We start from the raw sequence: 16,861 nt of genomic DNA on the forward strand, positions 1-16,861 counted from the left end.
AGGACTAGTTGATCCAGTCGGCGGAGCCGTCGTTCTTCTTGTAATTGCCGCCGCTGGAGTTCTTCACGACGATGGGGTCACCTGGGCCGAAGTTGTCGAAGAACCACCTGGCGTTGGAGGGGCTGATGTTGATGCAGCCGTGGCTGACGTCGCGCTTGCCCTGATCGTCCACGGACCACGGCGCGCTGTGCACGTAGTCGCCGACGTTATCGAAGCGGACCGCGTCCTCCACCGTCACCTTGTAGCCGTAGGTCGAGTTGACCGGGACCCCGTAGGTCGAGGAGTCCATCACCACCGATGCCTTCTTGTCCTGCACGTAGTAGGTGCCATTGGGGGTCTGGTGATTACCGGACGTCATGCCCATCGACATCGGAATGGTCTTCTCCACGGTGCCGTTGCGCGTGACGGTCAGCTGGTGGGTGGCGTCGTCGGCCGTGGCGACCAGCGTGTCGCCGGTCTGGAAGTTGGTCACGGTGCCGCCGGCGTCGACGGTCACCGCGGTGTGCGCGGGCCAGAAGCTGAGCGGCCGCCAGCGCAGCTGGGTGGGGGTCATCCAGTAGAACTTGCCCGGCACCGGCGGCACGGACGAGACATGCACGGCGTTGATCGCCGCGCCGGCGTCCTCCACCGTTCCGGGGAAGTTGATGATGATCGGCTGGGCCACCCCCACCGTCGAGCCGGTCTTCGGGACGAACGAGGGCGGCCCGAACGGCGGCGTACCGGTGAACGGGGTGGGGTTCTGCCCCTCGGCCGAGGCCGCGGCCGGTTGCGCTGCCGGGGGCAGCCACGGCGCCGGCGGCGCGGGCGGCGGCGGTGGTGGCGCAAGCGCGTCGGGCGCAGGCGGGGGCGCCAACGGGTCGGGCGGCGGCGCGGGCGGACCGGGTGGGGCCGCCACGACGCCCGGATCACCGGGGGCTTGATCCGGATCCGCCAGCGCGGGCGCCGCGCTCACGACCAGTGCCAAACCCATGACAGAAGCCAATCCGGCTGCGTTCAGGGCGGCCCGGAACCTCCCTCGCATCCAGCCCGACATATGCATCCCTCCACGCTCGAGTTCCTGACACAGTGTGGCATAGGGTGCATTCCAGCTAACGTTTTCTCGCGCACCCGGCGGCCTGTTTCCGCGGCATTTGCGCCGTTGAGCTGGCCAGCTATGAATCGCGTGAGCTTGTCGGCGCAACGTCGAGCACCTGGCGGTTGGTCGCCGTACCGACGAGCGCGACGGCCATCAAACCGGCCGACGCGGCCAGCATCAGGACAACGCTGCGTTCGTACAGCAGGCCGCCCGCCAGCGCGCCCGCCATGATGCCCACCTGAAACGCCGTCACGTACAGCCCCGACGCCCCGTCGGGATCGTCGGCCCCACTGCGCATCGCCGCGGCCTGCATCATCGGCGATACGGCGGTCGCCATCGCGCCCCAGAGCACGATCGCGGCCGTACCGATCAGGGCTGCCGCCGCGGCGGGCCGGCCGCCCAGCGCCAGCGCGGTCAGCACCACGAGCGCGGCCGTCAGGCCGCTCATGCACAGGATGATCGCCCCTTTGGGCCTGCGGTCGAGCGGCCGCGCCACCAGGGCGACGGCGATCACCCCCGCCGCGCCATAGGCGGCCAGCACCCACGCGAGATTCGGCCCGCGCACGCCGACGACTTCGCGGATGATCTCCACGATGTAGGTGTACGCGACGAAATGCCCGGTCACGCCGACCATGGTGATGATGCTGACGATGATCAGCCGGCGGTTGCGGTGGTGGCGGGCCCGCGGGCCCACGCACTTGAGCTGGTCCTCGGTCAGCACCATCTCCGGCAACATCGCCCGGGCGGCCACCGTGACGATGGCGGCGGCCACGGTCACGCACACCACCGCCAGGCGCCAGCCCCACATCAGGCTCATGGCCGCGGTCAGCGGGCTCCCGACGACCAGCGCGAGGCTGGTTCCGGCGTAGATCGACATCGTCGCGCGGCCGGCGTGGCTGGAGGGCACCAGCCGGGTCGCGATCGGCGCGATGACCGACCAGAGCAGCCCGTGGGTGATCGCACAGAGCACGCGACCGGCGGCCAGCACCGCGAAGGTGGGCGCCAGCGCGGAGATCACTTGGGAGACGGTCAGGCAGGTCAGGCTCAGCACCAGCACCCGGCGGCGCGGCAGATGCGCGGTCCAGCGCACCAGCGGGATGGTGGTCAGGGCTGCGACCAGGGCGTACCACGACAGCAGGGTGCCCACGAGTACCAGGCTGACGTGCAGGTTGCGGGCGATGGCCGGCAGCGCGCCGACGGGCAGGATCTCGGCGGTGACATAGGTGAAAGCCGCCGCGGCCAGCACAACGAGCTGGGCGGCGATCCGTGGGGTCCACGTTCGCGCGGCAGCATTGGGTTCGGCAGTCATGGCGTCGGTATCGGCCGGGCTACCCAGTTCCTGGGTTGTCGCGCCTAATGCGATCACACTGCCTTAGCGTACGGACCGCAACTGCGGCTCCCCCCTTGTCAGGGCCCCAGCTCAGGTCTCAACTGGATCACCAATCAGGAACGAACCAGGCGCGCGATGGCGGCCGAGGCCTCGGCGAGCTTGTGGTCGGCGTCCTCGCCGCCCTCGGCCACGGCGCGGGTGACGCAGTGATTGAGGTGCTCGTCGAGCAGGTTCAGAGCAACGGAACGCAGCGCGCTGTTCACGGCGCTGATCTGGGTGAGGACGTCGATGCAGTACTTGTCTTCCTCGATCATCCGCGCGATGCCTCGCACCTGACCCTCGATGCGCCGCAGCCGTTTGGCGTAGTTGTCCTTCTGCTGCGAATACCCGTGCGCGTTCGTCATCGCCTGCCTCACCTTTGCCGCTACGCGCCCGACGGGCGCCACAAACCCACTTTATACCCCGCCCGGGTATGACCCGCGGATTTGCCGTCCGGCCAGTTCACGCATACTTGCAGGATGGCCACCACACCCGATGCGACTGGAGTCACCGACATCAAACCCCGCAGTCGTGACGTAACAGACGGCCTGGAGAAGGCCGCCGCCCGCGGCATGTTGCGGGCAGTCGGCATGGGTGACGAGGACTTCGCCAAGCCGCAGATCGGGGTGGCGTCGTCGTGGAACGAGATCACCCCGTGCAACCTCTCGCTCGACCGGCTCGCCAAGGCGGTCAAGGAAGGCGTCTTCGCGGCCGGCGGCTACCCGCTCGAGTTCGGGACGATCTCCGTTTCCGACGGCATCTCGATGGGCCACGAGGGCATGCACTTCTCGCTGGTGTCGCGCGAGGTGATCGCGGACAGCGTCGAGACCGTGATGCAGGCCGAGCGCCTCGACGGATCGGTGCTCCTGGCCGGCTGCGACAAGTCGCTGCCCGGGATGCTGATGGCCGCCGCGCGCCTGGATCTGGCGGCGGTGTTCCTGTACGCGGGCTCCATCCTGCCCGGGCGGGCCAAGCTGTCCGACGGCACCGAACGCGAGGTCACCATCATCGACGCATTCGAGGCGGTGGGCGCGTGCGCCCGCGGCTTGATGCCCCGCGAGGACGTCGACGCCATCGAACGCGCGATCTGCCCCAGCGAGGGCGCGTGCGGCGGCATGTACACCGCCAACACGATGGCCAGCGCCGCGGAGGCCCTCGGCATGTCGCTGCCCGGCAGCGCCGCCCCACCGGCCACCGATTACCGCCGCGACGGGTTCGCCCGCCGCAGTGGCCAGGCCGTCGTGGAGTTGCTGCGCCGCGGCATCACCGCCCGCGACATCCTCACCAAGGAGGCGTTCGAGAACGCCATCGCGGTGGTGATGGCGTTCGGCGGCTCGACCAACGCCGTGTTGCACCTCCTGGCGATCGCGCACGAGGCCGACGTCGAACTGTCGCTCGACGACTTCAGCCGCATCGGGTCGAAGGTTCCGCACCTCGCCGACGTCAAACCGTTCGGCCGTCACGTCATGTCGCATGTCGATCAGATCGGCGGCGTGCCGGTGGCGATGAAGGCGCTGCTGGATGCGGGCCTGCTGCACGGGGATTGCCTGACCGTGTCGGGCCGAACCGTCGCCGAGAACCTGGCCGCGATCGATCCGCCCGACCCGGACGGCAAGGTGCTGCGGGCCCTGGACAATCCCATCCATCCGACCGGCGGCATCACGATCCTGCGCGGGTCCCTGGCGCCCGAGGGCGCGGTGGTCAAGTCGGCCGGTTTCGATTCGCAGGTGTTCGAGGGCACGGCAAGGGTTTTCGACGGCGAGCGCGCCGCGCTGGACGCCCTCGAGGACGGGACGATCGCCAAGGGTGATGCCGTGGTGATCCGTTACGAGGGCCCCAAGGGCGGCCCCGGGATGCGCGAGATGCTCGCCATCACCGGCGCGATCAAGGGCGCCGGCCTGGGCAAGGACGTGCTGCTGCTGACCGACGGCCGCTTCTCCGGCGGGACGACCGGCCTGTGCGTGGGCCACATCGCACCCGAGGCGGTCGACGCCGGGCCTATCGCCTTCCTGCGCGACGGTGACCGGATCCGCCTGGATGTCGCCAATCGTGTCCTCGACGTCCTGGTCGATCCGGCCGAATTCGCTTCCCGGCGAGAGGGTTTCACACCTCCGCCGCCACGCTACAAGACCGGCGTACTGGCCAAGTACGTCAAGCTGGTGAGCTCGGCGGCGATCGGTGCGGTCTGCGGCTAGGCCCGATCGCCGCTTCGCTCAACGGGTTTGGAAACTATGCGTGGCTGGCCGCCGCGCGCGTACGCCTGCCGAAGTACGTCGCGTTGAGGCCCAACAGCGTCAGCAACGCACCGGCGACGACATTCGACCACGTCATGCCGGCGGTCAGCGCGACGCCCGGCAGAATCCACAGCGAGACGATGACCCACACACCGAGCACCGGCATCGTCCAGGTCATGCCGTGTGCGCGGTCGAGCGCCGTGGCGAACCCGTACGCCAAGAACGCCGCCGCGATCCCGGCGACCAGGTTGGACGTGGCGAGCGATCCCGTCGTGCTGAAACCCACCATCCACGGTGACGCGGCCACATACAGGCCGGTCAGCAACGCCAGCCCGAAGGTGACGTGCGCACTCATCGACTCGGCAACGCGGTCATAGCTCGCGCGCAGAGCCAACAAATCCGGGTGGTGATCGATTGATGAATGGACTGTACTCATTTTGTGACCTTTCTGTTATGCAGCAAGCCTTTTGGGCTGTCCGCACCCATCCATCTGCCGTTAAGATTACGCTCGATCGCGCTGGGCCAGCAACGAATTCGCGGGCGCCCGGGACCCACTGACAACCCGATTGACCTGGCGCGTAGCGTCGTAAGACATGGACATCGCGGACCGGCTGCGAATGGACGTTCCGGTCGCTCAGGCGGGCATGGGCGGCGGCCTGGCGACAGCGCCGCTGGCGGCCGCGGTCGCCCAGGCGGGCGGTCTCGGCACCCTGGGCATTGCCACCCCGCGCCAGTTACGGGCGGCCATCGATCAGGTGCGTGAGCGGGCGCCGGGCCGCGCGGTCGCGGTGAATCTGTTGATGCCGTTCGTGCATCGCTCGCACGTCGCGGTCTGCGTCGACGCCGGCGTCGATGCCGTCGTGCTGGCGTTCGGTGAAAAGCGTGGACTCGTTCAGCATCTGCGCGATGCCGGCATCTTCGTCTTCGTGATGGTCGGTACTGCGGCGCAGGCCCGCGCCGCTATCGGTTGGGGCGCCGACGGTTTGATCGCCCAGGGCCGCGAGGCCGGTGGCCACCTCGTCGGCACCATGCCGGCGCTGCAGTTCCTGCCGGAGGCGCTGACCGCGGCCGCCGGTCGCCCGGTGTTTCTCGCCGGCGGTATCGCCAGTGCCACCGACACGCGCGACGCCCTGGCGGCGGGCGCCAGCGGCGTCGTCGCCGGGACGCGATTCCTGATGACGCACGAAGCCAACGCCAACCGGGAGTATCAGCGGCGAATAGCCCAGGCGGACAAGACGATCGAAACCAACCTGTTCGGCCTGAGCTGGCCGCTGCGGCATCGCGTCGTGCCCAACGCCGCGACGCGGCGCTGGTGCCGCGACGACGGCTGGGCAAAGTCGTTGCCGGCGTCCATCAACTCGGCGAGCCGCTTAATGGCCGCGCTGGGCTATTTCGACGCCGGCGCATTGATGCGCCTGCAGTCTGCAGGCCGCCCGCTGTTCACGCCGCTGGCGCCGCTCGCCACCATGCCCGATGAGTGGGTGGACCGCGCGGCGCTCTACGCCGGTGAAACCGCGCTGCGGATCGGCGAACTCACCTCGGCCGCCCAAGCGGTCGCCGATCTCAGCCCGCGTTGACCCGACGCTAGCGCACCAGGGCGAGCGCGAAGCCGTCCCAGCGCTTGGCGCCGACCGTTTGGATAACGGCCGTGTCCAGCCGTGGGTGTTCGCCCATCAGCTGCAAAGTGTTGCGCACCGCCTCGGCCTGGGCATTGCGCTGCGGCTCGAGGATCTCGCCCTCCCGAATCACGTTGTCCGCCAAGATGAGTGCGCCCGGGCGAGCCAGCCGGACCGCCCACTGTAAGTATTCGACGTAGCTCTCTTTGTCGGCGTCGATGAACACCATGTCGAAGGGGCCGCCGTCCAATGTGGGCAGCGTGTCCAGCGCGGCGCCGACTACCACCTGCACCCGGTCGGCGAGTCCCGCCCGCTCCAGGTTGGCCCGCGCGACCTCGGCGTGCTTGGGCTCGTATTCCAGCGTCACCACCCGGCCCTGCGGTCCGGCGCCGCGCGCGAGCCAGATGGTGCTGAAGCCGCCCAGCGTGCCGATCTCGAGGATGCGGTGCGCCTGGATCGCCCCGGCCAACAGGCCCAGAAACTTGCCCTGCTGGGCGGACACGGCGATCCGCGGCAAGCCGGCGGCGTCGCTGGCCTCCAGCGCCGCGCTCAGCGCCGGATCGTCGCCGACCACGGTTCCGTCCAGAAAAGCGTCGACGTCTTGGGGGGTTGGGTTCGGGGTCATGCGATCAACGCTAGCCGGTACCGGACGGGTCACGACCATTTACCAGATACCCATGGGGGGTATATAGTGGCCATGTGGTCGATCACAGCCGCAAGAGTCCACGACAAAGAAATGGGTGAGTGAAATGGCAAATTACGAAGCAGGCACCGAGCTGACTTGTGGCCACGAGGGCTGCGGGTGTCGCGTTCGCATCGAGGTTCCCTGCCACTGCTCCGGTGCGGGTGAGCCGTACCGCTGCACCTGCGGCGACGAGCTGACCCCGGTCAAGTAGTCCGCTGAGGTCCGCGTCGAGTGTGCGCCCAGGGCGGCGACGCGCCGGGGAAACCAACCCTGAGCGCACGGTCAACGCCGTGAACGCACACTCGACGCGGCCGGAATCAGCGCCCGAACGTACGATCGGCGAGCTCGACCGTCGCCGCCAGCCGCGGCGCGACCGCTGACGTGCCGACCGCGACCAGGTAATCGCCCGCCCCGATTCGCCAGCATCCAACGCTGCCGTCGTAGCGGGAGAGCAGACGCGGGTCCGCTTCGATGGTGACGCGGTGGCTGGCGCCGGGCTCGAGCTCGACCCGCTCGAATCCCAGCAACCGCAGGCATTGCCGGTCCGGGGCGGCGGTCAGGTACAGCTGCGGGACGTCGGCGCCGGCGCGGTCGCCGGTGTTGGCGACGCTGAAGCTGGCGGTCACCGTGTCCCCGCCGGTGACGGTCAGATCCCGGTACTCGAAGTCGGTGTAGGACAAGCCATGACCGAAGGCGAACATCGGAGCCTCGCCGGTGGTGGCGAACCAGCGGTAGCCGACGTCGGATCCCTCGGCGTAGTCGATCGTGCTCGGCGCCCCCCAGGGAATGCCGAGGCCGGGCAGCTCCGGGCGCGGCGTCTGGGCCAGGTCAACCGGAAAGGTGATCGGCAGCCGGCCCGATGGATTGACCCGACCGGCAAGGATTTCCGCGATGGCCCGGCCGCCGGATTGCCCCGGATACCACGCCTGCACGATGGCCTGGACCGAGTCCCGCCAGGGCATGGTCACCGGGTTGCCGGTTTCGAGCACCACGACGGTGTTGGGGTTGGCGGCCGCTACGGCGCTGATCAACGCGTCCTGCCCCCACGGCAGCGACAGGTCGGCGATGTCGAAGCCCTCCCCTTCGGCACGGATCGCGAACACGATAACGATGTCCGCGCGTCGCGCCGCGAGCACGGCCTCGGCCGTACTGATGCCGGGGTCGAACTCGATTTGCGCGCTTGGGAATTGTCTTCGGAGCTCGTCGAGCGGGCTCGACGGCAGCAGGTGCAGCTTGCGCAGCCCGGCCTCCAGCCCCGAGCCGCCGATCGGGATGACGGCCGCGTAGCCGCCCGGCGGGACCACGGCGCTCGAGCCGTAGCCGGCCGGCACCCCGACGTGTGCGTATCCGCCGATGACGGCGATCCGGGCGGTCGACTGCGGCGCCAGGGGCAGTAGCCCGCGGTTGGTCAACAGCACGATCCCCTGCCGGGCGATCCGCAACGCGATCTCGTTGTGCGCGGCCATGTCCGGCGCGGGCGCGGCTTGGGCACGGTCGACACCGACCGCGAACATCGACCGCAGGATCCGCCGGACCATGTCCGAGAGGCGTTCGCGCGTCAGCCTGCCGTCGGCGTGGGCGACCCGCAGCGGCTCACCGAAAGCCTCGGACTGCCATAGCAGCGCGTCGATTTGCGCCCCGCACTCTTGGTCCAGCCCGCCCAGCGCGCACTCCCAGGACGGGGTGGCCCCCCAGTCCGACATGACCCAGCCCCGGTATCCCCATGCGCCTTTCAGCACGCGGTTGATCAGGACGTCGTTGGCGGCGGCGTAGGTTCCGTTGACCTTGTTGTAGGCGGTCATCACCGCGCCCGGCTGCGCGCGTTCGATGGCGATCTCGAAGGCCAGCAGGTCGGATTCGCGATGCGCGTCGGGGTCGATGACCGCGTCCAGGAAGTGCCGATTGGTCTCGTTGCAGTTTAGCGAGTAGTGCTTGACGGTCGAGATCACCCGTTGCTGCTGGATCCCGTCGATCGACTCCGCGGCGATTGTCGCGGTCAAAAGCGGGTCCTCGGAAAGGTATTCGAAGTTGCGTCCGTTGCGCGGGTCCCGCGCGAGGTTCATGGACCCCGCGAGCTGTACGTTGAACCCGCGGCTGCGGGCTTCCCGGCCGATCACCTGGCCGGCGGCGCGGGCGAGGGACGGGTCGAAGCCGGCGGCCAGCGCGAGCCCGGCGGGCAGCGCGGTGGCCGTGTCGCCCGGGCGATAGCCGGGATTGGTCACGCCCAGCCCGGCGTCGCTCATCAGCAACGCCGGCACGCCGAGCCGGGGAATGCCGGGGACGTAGGCGGCGCTCATCGGAACGTCCGGCGGGATGCGCTCGTCGCGCACCGGCCACATTTCGCCGGCGCCCATCACCCCGACCAGCAGCGCGAATCGCTCGTCGTCGGTCAGCAGGGCTTCGACCTCGCGCGCCCGGGCGTCGGCATCATCGCCGAACGAGCTCACCGCACACCCTGTTTCGCGTACACGACGCGCAGCACGTGCCCGAGTTCGGGTCCCATCACCAGCTCCGCCAGCTCGCACAACGTGGCGACGAACTCCGGGCCGTGTGGCGGCTCGGCCTGGCACAGGTGGTGCGCGACTTCGTGGAGCACCACCAGCTCGCGCAGCGCCCACTCGGCCGTGTCGCGGTCGGGGACCGCGATGATGCCTGCGCCATCACGAAATTCGTAGTGAGCCGCGGTGGCGGCCCGTCGGGGGCGCACCCGCAGCGGCGCGGTGGATGGCCAACGCCGGCGCACCGTCGGCAACGCAAGCACCTGGTCAACATAGCGCTGCACGGCGGAAACCGAGCCGAATCGTCCCTCCGGCGGCAGCGTGAGCTGCCCGCCGAAGAAGTCCACGGCGCGCGACCCGTGCTCGGCGGCGCGGTCGAACAGCGTCCGGACGAACTCCTCGGCCGCGTAAACCTTGGCGCGCTGGGAGTCCCGCTTGGCGGACTGCCCCGGGCTCACCGGCCCAGCGGGGCGCGCGCTCCGGGCAGTTCGGGGCTGTTGCCCAGCCGCGCGCGCCGACCGGCCCGATCGCCGGCGCGCCGCGCCGCCGAGGAATAGCCGGCCGTCGCCCGGCTGACCTGATAGGTGCCACGCGCCTTCGACGCGCTCCGGTAATAATCGTGCAGCTCGACATCCTTGTCGCGCAATGCAATAGCGGTGCCCGGCGGGCGCCGGCGGTCCCTGGTCGCCTCGCGCCGGGCCTCCTCGCGCGCCTCCGCCAGGCGCTGGCCCACCCGCGCGCCGAAGGCCAGCTGGAAGTTGAGCCGCGCAGTGATGGTGGGCGTGGGCCGGTGCGCGCCGGACGCGAGGTAGGCGTCCGACGCCCGCACCATCTGGACGACCAGGCTGGCATACAACGCGTGAGCGGCGTCGATGTCCTCGGCGAACCCGTAGGCGTAAACGAACGTCGAATTCGATGCCACATCACAGCGCACGTCGTTGGCCAGAGCGATCAACACGAACAGCTGCACATACGTCCGCAGCCCCTTGGTGCCCGCGTTTCCGATGGTGATGGTGCGCTGGGTCGGTGCCTGCGCCGGCGAGCGGTTGGCCGCGTGCGACCGCGCCACCGCCAAGTCGATGGAGGCCGCCGTCGCCAACCGCTGCGCGGCGCTCATGAAGGCGTCCGCCTCGTGCGGGTTGTCGGTGCCTTCCGCCTGACGCAACAGTGCGGCGATGCGGGCCAGCGTTTTGTCGTCGGTCATATGCGCCAAACTACGGGAGCGATCCGACACCTTCGCCTCAGAGCCGGGCGGTGATCCACGAGACCACGTCGCTCAGCACCTGGTGGCGCTCCGGCTCGTTGAAGACCTCGTGGTAGAGCCCCGGGTAGACCTTCAATTCGACATCTGTGGATCCCACGCACTCGACCAGGCGCCGGCTGCCGGCGACCGGGATGAGGCGGTCGTCGGAGCCGTGCACCACCAGCAGCGGCGCCGTCAGCGCCGGCGCCCGCTCCGGCATGGTCTCGCCGACCTGAAGGAGCGCCCGGCCGATGCCGGCCGGAACCTTGCCGTGGTACACCAGCGGATCGTTCTTGTAGGCCGCCACCACCGCGGGATCCCGGGAGATGGCGTCGACGTCGAGCTCCTGCACCGGCAGGCCGGGCACCAGGGCGCCGAGCACGCGGGCGGCCAGCACCATCAGCGGCGACACCTGGTCCTGCGCCGCCACGGCCGGCCCCGACAGCACCATCAGGTCGTAGCTGTCGGGGCGTTCGACGCCGTAGGCGAACACAATGGCGCCGCCCATGCTGTGCCCGAGCACGATGCACTTGAGGCCGGGATGCTCGCGGGTGGCGATCCGGACCAGGCTGTCGAAGTCCGTGGCGTACTCGGAGATGTCCCGGACCAGCACCCGCTTGCCGCCCGAGCGGCCGTGCCCCCGGTGGTCCAACGCGTAGGTGACCAGGCCCGCCGCACCGAAACACTGCGCGACGTGGTCGTACCGGCGGGCATATTCGCCGAGACCATGGGACAGGACTACCACCCCGCGTGCCGGCGTGTCGGGTGTCCAGACGTCGTAAACGATGCGCACGCCACCGAATCCGTCGAAATTCCGTTCGGCTCGGTTCACTGCACGGTCCTAGTCATTACGGGCAGCGTAATGGCTCCCGGTGCGGATCGCCCTGCCGGACACTGTCGTAGGCTCATGCACGTGGGCCTGCTCGCGCAAAACACCGCAACCTCCGACCTCGGCCCGGTGGTCGGCGGGGATTTCTCGGCGCATGCCGAGCCGTACCGTCGTGAGCTGCTCGCCCACTGCTACCGGATGACCGGGTCGTTGCACGACGCCGAGGATCTGGTTCAGGAAACGTTGCTGCGGGCGTGGAAGGCCTACGACCGCTTCGAGAACAAGTCCTCGATGCGGACCTGGCTGCATCGCATCGCCACCAACACCTGCCTGAGCGCGCTGGAGGGGCGGCAGCGCCGGCCGCTGCCGACCGGCCTGGGCGCACCCAGTGCCGACCCCACCGCCGAGCTGCAGGAGCGCCGCGAGGTGCCCTGGCTGGAGCCGCTCCCGGACCTGACCAATGACCCGGCCGACCCGTCGGTCATCGTCGGGTCGCGCGAGTCGGTCCGGCTGGCGTTTGTCGCGGCGCTGCAACATCTTTCACCGCGCCAGCGTGCCGTGCTGCTGCTGCGCGACGTGCTGCAGTGGAAGTCCGCCGAAGTCGCCGCGGCGATCGGCACCACCACGACCGCCGTCAATAGCCTGTTGCAACGGGCCCGGTCTCAGCTGGACGCCGTCGGGCCCAGCACCGGCGACCGGTTGGCGGCACCGGACTCGGCCGAGACGCAGGACCTGCTGGACCGCTACATCGCCGCCTTCGAAACCTACGACATCGACCGCCTGGTGGAGCTGTTCACCGCCGAGGCGATCTGGGAGATGCCGCCCTACACCGGCTGGTACCAGGGTGCGCGCGACATCGTCACCCTCATTCACCAGCAATGCCCCGCCGAGTCCCCCGGCGACATGCGCCTTTTGCCGCTGGTGGCCAACGGCCAGCCCGGCGCCGCCATGTACATGCGTGCCGGGGAGCGGCACGTCCCCTTCCAGTTGCACGTGCTGGACGTGCACGGCGACCGGGTGTCCCATGTGGTCGCGTTCCTCGACGAGAAGTTGTTCGCAAAATTCGGGCTGCCCGATTCGCTATGACCTACCCGCTCGGCATCACACCCGCGCCCGGGCGGCCCCTGCTGCTGTTGGGGGCTTTCGACCTCGCCGACGTGGGGTACCGCACCGAGGAGTTCTTCGTCTCCGGGACGGCCACGTCCTACGCCCCCGCAGCGGCTCCGGAGTCCGATGGGCGGTGGAGCGTAACACCATCCGCGACAGCGGATTACACCACCCGAATAGTGGTGCTGACGCCCGCCGATCCGGCGCGATTCAACGGGACGGCGCTGGTCGAATGGCTCAACGTGAGCGGCGGCATCGACGCCCCCGCGGTGTGGATGATGGCGCACCGGGAGATCGTTCGCGCGGGCTACGCGTACATCGCCGTGTCGGCCCAGCGGGTCGGTATCGACGGTGGCGCGAGCCTGCTCGGTGTCGACATGTCGTTGAAAAGCCAGGAGCCGACACGCTATGCGCCCCTGCACCACCCGGGCGACGCCTTCTCCTACGACATCTTCTCCCAAGTCGCCGGCCTCATCAAAAAGCCCGGGGGCGCCGCCGTTTTGGGTGATCTGCGGGTCCGACACGTCATCGCGCTGGGCGAGTCGCAATCGGCCATGTTCCTCACCACCTACGTCAACGCGGTCGACCCGTTGGCCGCGACATACGACGGCTTCTTCGTCCATTCCAGGTTCGGCCCCGCCGCACCGCTCGACGGCAGCTCGATCTTCGACGAAACCGGCGCACCCCGGGCAGTCGCGTTCCGTCCGGACCTGCGGGTTCCGCTGCTGACCATCATCACCGAGACGGATCTCTTCGGTGGTGCGCGGGAGGGCTATTACTTCGCCAGGCAGCCCGACAACCAATGGCTGCGGGTCTGGGAGATTCCCGGCGCCGCGCACGCCGACAACTACACCATCCAGGTGGCGCCGATCGACAGCGGATCGGCACCGCTCGCGCACCTCGTCGCCGCCTACGCACCCACCAACGTGCTGCTGGGACAACGCTTTTCGCACCACATCAACTTCGGCCCGCAACACCACTACGTGGTGCAGGCGGCGCTCGCCGCGCTGAACACGTGGGTGGGCACGGGCGCGCCACCGCCCAGCGCGGCACCCATGCAGGTGCGCGATGCCGATGGGCCGCAACCCGTTCCGGACGCCAACGGCCTGGCGCAGGGCGGCGTCAGAACGCCGTGGGTCGACGTACCCGTCGCGCGAACCTCGGGACTCGGCGGTGAAGAGAGCGTCATGTCGTCGCTCTTCGGCTCCGGCGAACTCTTCGACGTCGACACGCTGCGCCGGCTCTATCCGGCCGGAAAGGCACAGTACCTGGAACGCTTCACCGCCGCGCTCGATGCGTCGATCCGCTGCGGGTTCATCCTGGCGGCGGACCGGGCCGAGATCCTCGAGCTGGCCGCCGCCACCTATCCCGCCGACCGCCCCTAGAACAGGCGGCTGTCCGGCGGCGGTCCCGCCACCGGGCGGACCAGGCCCACCCCGGTGATCGGCGGCAGGTCCAGCGCCGAAAGCAGCCCGGGTGGGGCCGCGCAAACCGTGGGGATGGCGTTGACCATCCGCGAGGCGCCGGCGATGCGCGCACCCAGGTCATGGTCGTGGTCTTCGGCCATCTCGAAATCGCATCGCATGCTTGGAGATCCCTCGATCTCCACCCGATACAGGCCGCGCCCGGATGCGCCCCCGTAACCGAGCTCCTTCGGCGCGATCGAGATGTTCGGCTGCGGCCAGTCCGGTGCGACGTCGTCGCGCATCCGGGTGACGTGGTCGAGGATGAAAGTTGGCTTCCCGCCGACGTATCCGGTCAACGTAGAGCGCATGGCCGCAATGGTCCCGGCGGCGATGTGGCCGGTGGGCGTGTCGAAGGATTCAATGGCGGGAATCCGTTCATTGCTTTCCTCGATGTCGTCGATCTTCACCCCCAGTCCGGCGGCGAGCTGGTGCAGGACGGGTCCCCAGCCGAAGGTGAAGATCCCGGGCTGGGCGGCAAACGCCCGGTATTCCGGTGGCTTGCCGAACCCGAGGATTTCGTACACCGCGGCCCGGTCCGGATAGGTGGCGTAGTTGAACATCTCCGTCACCCGCACCGAGTCGATCGACCGGGAAACCCCGGTAAGCACCAGCGGCAGAACGTCATTGGCGAACCCGCTGTCGATGCCGGTGGTGAAGAACGACACACCGCCGTTGAGCGCGGCCTGCCGCAGCGGATCGGTGAACACGGCGTCCACTGCATCGGGAAAAACCAGCGGAACTACCGAACAGGACACCACGTTCTTACCGGCCCGCAGGATCGAGACCATGTCCGCGATGGCCTCCAGCGGCCGCAGGTTGGCGCCGGCGGCGTACACCACCGCGTCGGCGTCGCCGGCGAGCAGCGCCGCCGGGTCCTGAGTGGCCACCACCCCGACCGGCCCGGTTCCGCACAACTCGCCCGCGTCGCGGCCCGCCTTGGCGTCGCTGTGCACGACGAGGTCGACCAACTGCAATTCCGGGTGGTCGATCACGCCACGCAACGCGATCACTCCCATGGAGCCCGGCCCCCACACCCCCACCTTGATCATGACGGAGTATCTCCTAATATTAGGATGCGTATTGTTGCATTTTGGACGGATCGTAGGGAGGCGCACATCGGTACGTCAACCGCCAAATCACGGCCCACCGCCCGCGTGATGAATCTGCTTGCCGCTCTGGCGGATTCCCCGTCCGGGCGCACGTCGGCCGAGCTGGCGAAGCGCTGCGCGATCAGTACCTCCACCTGCGCCCTGGTGCTGGCCGAGCTGGAGGGGCGCGCCTGGGTGGCGCGCCGCGATGATCGCCGGTACGTGCTGGGCAGTGGCCTGTTCGGGCTGGTGCACGGGCTGCGGGAGCAGTTCCCGCTGCTGGACCGGGGCCGCGAGGCGCTGCAGTTCCTGCACGAAGCGCTAGGCGCGGGCTGCTCGATGTCGAGAATCGGCGGCCGCCACCTGACCACCGTCGACGCGGTCGGCCATGGCACCGACGGCGGGCAGGCCGTCGGTCAGCGCTTCCCGATCGACCCGCCGTTCGGCCTGGTCGCGATGGCCTGGCGCGACGACGATTTCGTCCACGCCTGGCTGCACCGGGTGATGCCGCGGCTGACGAGGGCAGAAATCGCGGAACACCAGCGGGTGCTCGCCGATATCCGCGCCCGCGGGTACGGCGCATGGCGGTTCGACGACACCCATCAGTCGCTGCACAACCGGCTGGCGGACGTGCTCGCCTCCCTCGAGCCGACGGCCCACGTCACCCGCCAGCTCACCACGCTGATGACGATGGTGACGCTGCGATCGGTCACCGAAACGCTCGAAACCGACCTTCCCACAGCGGAATTCGTGGTCCTGCCGGTCTTCGGCCGGGACGGGCAGCCAGAATACCAGATCGAGATCCACCTGGGCCGCTCCGCCGGGCTGACCCTGCCCGAGCTCGACGCCGCGCTCCGGCATGCCCAGGGGGTGCTCACCGCGACGGTGGCCTGACCGCGGCGCCGATTAGGCTGACGACATGGCAGCCCACGCGGAAGTGCGTCGCGCGGCCGCGCGGGCCGTCACCACCACGCCCTGGCTGACGTCCCGGCACTCGTTCTCGTTCGGCGAGCACTACGATCCGGACAACACCCACCATGGGCTGCTCCTGGTGAACAACGACGACATCATCGCGCCCGGAACCGGATTCGACACCCATCCGCACCGGGACATGGAGATCGTGACCTGGGTCCTGCAGGGTCAACTGGCGCATCGGGACTCCATCGGCAATGGCGGCGTCATCTATCCGGGCCTGGCTCAGCGCATGTCGGCGGGCAGCGGAATCCTGCATTCGGAGACGAACGACTCGTCCACGGAGCCAGTGCATTTCGTTCAGATGTGGGTGCTGCCCGACGAGGCCGGCATCGCCGCGGGCTATCAACAGCACGAGATCGACGCGAAGGTGTTGGACGGCACACTTGTGACGATCGCCTCAGGTATCCCCGGGCAAGACGGGGCGATCGCCCTACACAACCGCAATGCCGCACTGCACGCCGCGCGGTTGCGGGCCGGCGAGGCGGTGAGCCTACCGACAGCGCCGTACCTGCACTTATTCACGGCCCGGGGCGCCGTCACCTGCGAAGGCGTCGGCGACCTGCAGGAGGGTGACGCCGTTCGGTTCACCGACGGCGACGGCCGGCGGTTGACGGCCATCGAGCCAGCGGAACTGCTGCTCTGGGAGATGCACGCGAAGCTCGGTGACTGAGCCCAT

The 16,861-nt window shown here is 69.1% G+C and carries 16 protein-coding genes and 1 pseudogene; 7 read left to right on the top strand and 10 right to left on the bottom strand.

Annotation, left to right across the window (positions count from 1 at the left end):
* Window positions 1-4: 4 nt before the first annotated feature.
* The 3 genes from A5678_RS13935 to A5678_RS13945 form a co-directional block, all read right to left on the bottom strand.
* A complete protein-coding gene (locus tag A5678_RS13935) occupies window positions 5-1,033 on the bottom strand; it encodes a L,D-transpeptidase family protein (protein WP_068043227.1) in 1,029 nt (342 codons plus the stop codon).
* A 118-nt stretch (window positions 1,034-1,151) separates the two neighbouring features.
* Window positions 1,152-2,384, bottom strand: coding sequence for an MFS transporter (locus A5678_RS13940; RefSeq protein WP_068043229.1), 1,233 nt, complete (start codon window positions 2,382-2,384; stop codon window positions 1,152-1,154).
* Between the two features lie 134 nt (window positions 2,385-2,518).
* Window positions 2,519-2,809, bottom strand: coding sequence for a metal-sensitive transcriptional regulator (locus A5678_RS13945; RefSeq protein ID WP_068043231.1), 291 nt, complete (start codon window positions 2,807-2,809; stop codon window positions 2,519-2,521).
* A 114-nt stretch (window positions 2,810-2,923) separates the two neighbouring features.
* Between A5678_RS13945 and ilvD the strand changes: the two genes are divergently transcribed.
* Window positions 2,924-4,639 carry a dihydroxy-acid dehydratase gene (ilvD, locus tag A5678_RS13950; protein WP_068043232.1) on the top strand — a complete coding sequence of 572 codons (1,716 nt, stop codon included), beginning with the start codon at window positions 2,924-2,926 and terminating at the stop codon, window positions 4,637-4,639.
* A 34-nt stretch (window positions 4,640-4,673) separates the two neighbouring features.
* Here the strand turns inward: ilvD and A5678_RS13955 are convergent, their stop codons facing one another.
* The gene (locus A5678_RS13955; protein WP_068043234.1) at window positions 4,674-5,114 is read right to left on the bottom strand and encodes an SPW repeat protein; all 441 of its coding nucleotides are present in this window, start codon (window positions 5,112-5,114) and stop codon (window positions 4,674-4,676) included.
* Between the two features lie 157 nt (window positions 5,115-5,271).
* Here A5678_RS13955 and A5678_RS13960 point away from each other — a divergent pair, with 157 nt between their 5' ends.
* Window positions 5,272-6,255 (top strand): nitronate monooxygenase, encoded by a 984-nt coding sequence (locus tag A5678_RS13960; protein WP_068043235.1) that lies wholly within the window; start codon window positions 5,272-5,274, stop codon window positions 6,253-6,255.
* 7 nt (window positions 6,256-6,262) lie between these two features.
* On the opposite strand, the gene A5678_RS13965 is transcribed toward A5678_RS13960, so the two are convergent.
* Complete coding sequence (locus A5678_RS13965) at window positions 6,263-6,919, bottom strand: O-methyltransferase (RefSeq protein WP_068043237.1); 657 nt, start codon at window positions 6,917-6,919, stop codon at window positions 6,263-6,265.
* Between the two features lie 124 nt (window positions 6,920-7,043).
* Here A5678_RS13965 and mymT point away from each other — a divergent pair, with 124 nt between their 5' ends.
* Window positions 7,044-7,190: a metallothionein MymT gene (gene mymT / locus A5678_RS26545; RefSeq protein WP_007167279.1), complete on the top strand. Its 147-nt coding sequence runs from the start codon at window positions 7,044-7,046 to the stop codon at window positions 7,188-7,190.
* A gap of 106 nt (window positions 7,191-7,296) precedes the next feature.
* Here the strand turns inward: mymT and A5678_RS13970 are convergent, their stop codons facing one another.
* The 4 genes from A5678_RS13970 to A5678_RS13985 are packed head-to-tail and all read right to left on the bottom strand — an operon-like array spanning window position 7,297 to window position 11,513.
* Window positions 7,297-9,426, bottom strand: coding sequence for a beta-glucosidase (locus A5678_RS13970; RefSeq protein ID WP_197502139.1), 2,130 nt, complete (start codon window positions 9,424-9,426; stop codon window positions 7,297-7,299).
* The gene (locus A5678_RS13975) at window positions 9,423-9,935 is read right to left on the bottom strand and encodes a TIGR04338 family metallohydrolase (RefSeq protein WP_068043238.1); all 513 of its coding nucleotides are present in this window, start codon (window positions 9,933-9,935) and stop codon (window positions 9,423-9,425) included. The genes A5678_RS13970 and A5678_RS13975 overlap by 4 nt, the downstream gene beginning before the upstream one ends.
* Window positions 9,932-10,681, bottom strand: a complete 750-nt coding sequence (locus A5678_RS13980) for a DUF2786 domain-containing protein (protein ID WP_068043239.1) — start codon at window positions 10,679-10,681, stop codon at window positions 9,932-9,934. Before A5678_RS13980 ends, A5678_RS13975 begins: the two co-directional genes overlap by 4 nt.
* A 37-nt stretch (window positions 10,682-10,718) precedes the next feature.
* Window positions 10,719-11,513, bottom strand: a complete 795-nt coding sequence (locus A5678_RS13985) for an alpha/beta hydrolase (RefSeq protein ID WP_231983667.1) — start codon at window positions 11,511-11,513, stop codon at window positions 10,719-10,721.
* Between A5678_RS13985 and A5678_RS13990 the strand changes: the two are divergent.
* A pseudogene (locus A5678_RS13990) lies at window positions 11,506-12,635 on the top strand (sigma-70 family RNA polymerase sigma factor). The gene A5678_RS13985 and the pseudogene A5678_RS13990 sit on opposite strands and share 8 nt — an antisense overlap.
* Complete coding sequence (locus tag A5678_RS13995) at window positions 12,632-14,041, top strand: alpha/beta hydrolase domain-containing protein (RefSeq protein ID WP_068043243.1); 1,410 nt, start codon at window positions 12,632-12,634, stop codon at window positions 14,039-14,041. The pseudogene A5678_RS13990 and the gene A5678_RS13995 overlap by 4 nt, the downstream one beginning before the upstream one ends.
* Here A5678_RS13995 and A5678_RS14000 read toward each other — a convergent pair.
* A complete protein-coding gene (locus A5678_RS14000; RefSeq protein WP_082945561.1) occupies window positions 14,038-15,171 on the bottom strand; it encodes a dihydrodipicolinate reductase in 1,134 nt (377 codons plus the stop codon). The two genes, A5678_RS13995 and A5678_RS14000, sit on opposite strands and share 4 nt — an antisense overlap.
* A 108-nt stretch (window positions 15,172-15,279) precedes the next feature.
* Between A5678_RS14000 and A5678_RS14005 the strand changes: the two genes are divergently transcribed.
* Complete coding sequence (locus tag A5678_RS14005) at window positions 15,280-16,104, top strand: MarR family transcriptional regulator (RefSeq protein WP_068043601.1); 825 nt, start codon at window positions 15,280-15,282, stop codon at window positions 16,102-16,104.
* A gap of 25 nt (window positions 16,105-16,129) precedes the next feature.
* Window positions 16,130-16,855 (top strand): pirin-like bicupin family protein, encoded by a 726-nt coding sequence (locus A5678_RS14010; RefSeq protein WP_068043244.1) that lies wholly within the window; start codon window positions 16,130-16,132, stop codon window positions 16,853-16,855.
* Window positions 16,856-16,861 lie beyond the last annotated feature (6 nt).

It is taken from the genome of Mycobacterium sp. E2733 (assembly GCF_001667585.1).
Classification (GTDB): Bacteria; Actinomycetota; Actinomycetes; order Mycobacteriales; family Mycobacteriaceae; genus Mycobacterium.

Coding starts and splice junctions, on each gene's coding strand:
- A5678_RS13935 (WP_068043227.1), bottom strand. CDS start 1,033: ATGTCGGGCTGGATGCGAGGGAGGTTCCGGGCCGCCCTGAACGCAGCC.
- A5678_RS13940 (WP_068043229.1), bottom strand. CDS start 2,384: ATGACTGCCGAACCCAATGCTGCCGCGCGAACGTGGACCCCACGGATC.
- A5678_RS13945 (WP_068043231.1), bottom strand. CDS start 2,809: ATGACGAACGCGCACGGGTATTCGCAGCAGAAGGACAACTACGCCAAA.
- ilvD (WP_068043232.1), top strand. CDS start 2,924: ATGGCCACCACACCCGATGCGACTGGAGTCACCGACATCAAACCCCGC.
- A5678_RS13955 (WP_068043234.1), bottom strand. CDS start 5,114: ATGAGTACAGTCCATTCATCAATCGATCACCACCCGGATTTGTTGGCT.
- A5678_RS13960 (WP_068043235.1), top strand. CDS start 5,272: ATGGACATCGCGGACCGGCTGCGAATGGACGTTCCGGTCGCTCAGGCG.
- A5678_RS13965 (WP_068043237.1), bottom strand. CDS start 6,919: ATGACCCCGAACCCAACCCCCCAAGACGTCGACGCTTTTCTGGACGGA.
- mymT (WP_007167279.1), top strand. CDS start 7,044: ATGGCAAATTACGAAGCAGGCACCGAGCTGACTTGTGGCCACGAGGGC.
- A5678_RS13980 (WP_068043239.1), bottom strand. CDS start 10,681: ATGACCGACGACAAAACGCTGGCCCGCATCGCCGCACTGTTGCGTCAG.
- A5678_RS13995 (WP_068043243.1), top strand. CDS start 12,632: ATGACCTACCCGCTCGGCATCACACCCGCGCCCGGGCGGCCCCTGCTG.
- A5678_RS14000 (WP_082945561.1), bottom strand. CDS start 15,171: ATGATCAAGGTGGGGGTGTGGGGGCCGGGCTCCATGGGAGTGATCGCG.
- A5678_RS14005 (WP_068043601.1), top strand. CDS start 15,280: ATGAATCTGCTTGCCGCTCTGGCGGATTCCCCGTCCGGGCGCACGTCG.
- A5678_RS14010 (WP_068043244.1), top strand. CDS start 16,130: ATGGCAGCCCACGCGGAAGTGCGTCGCGCGGCCGCGCGGGCCGTCACC.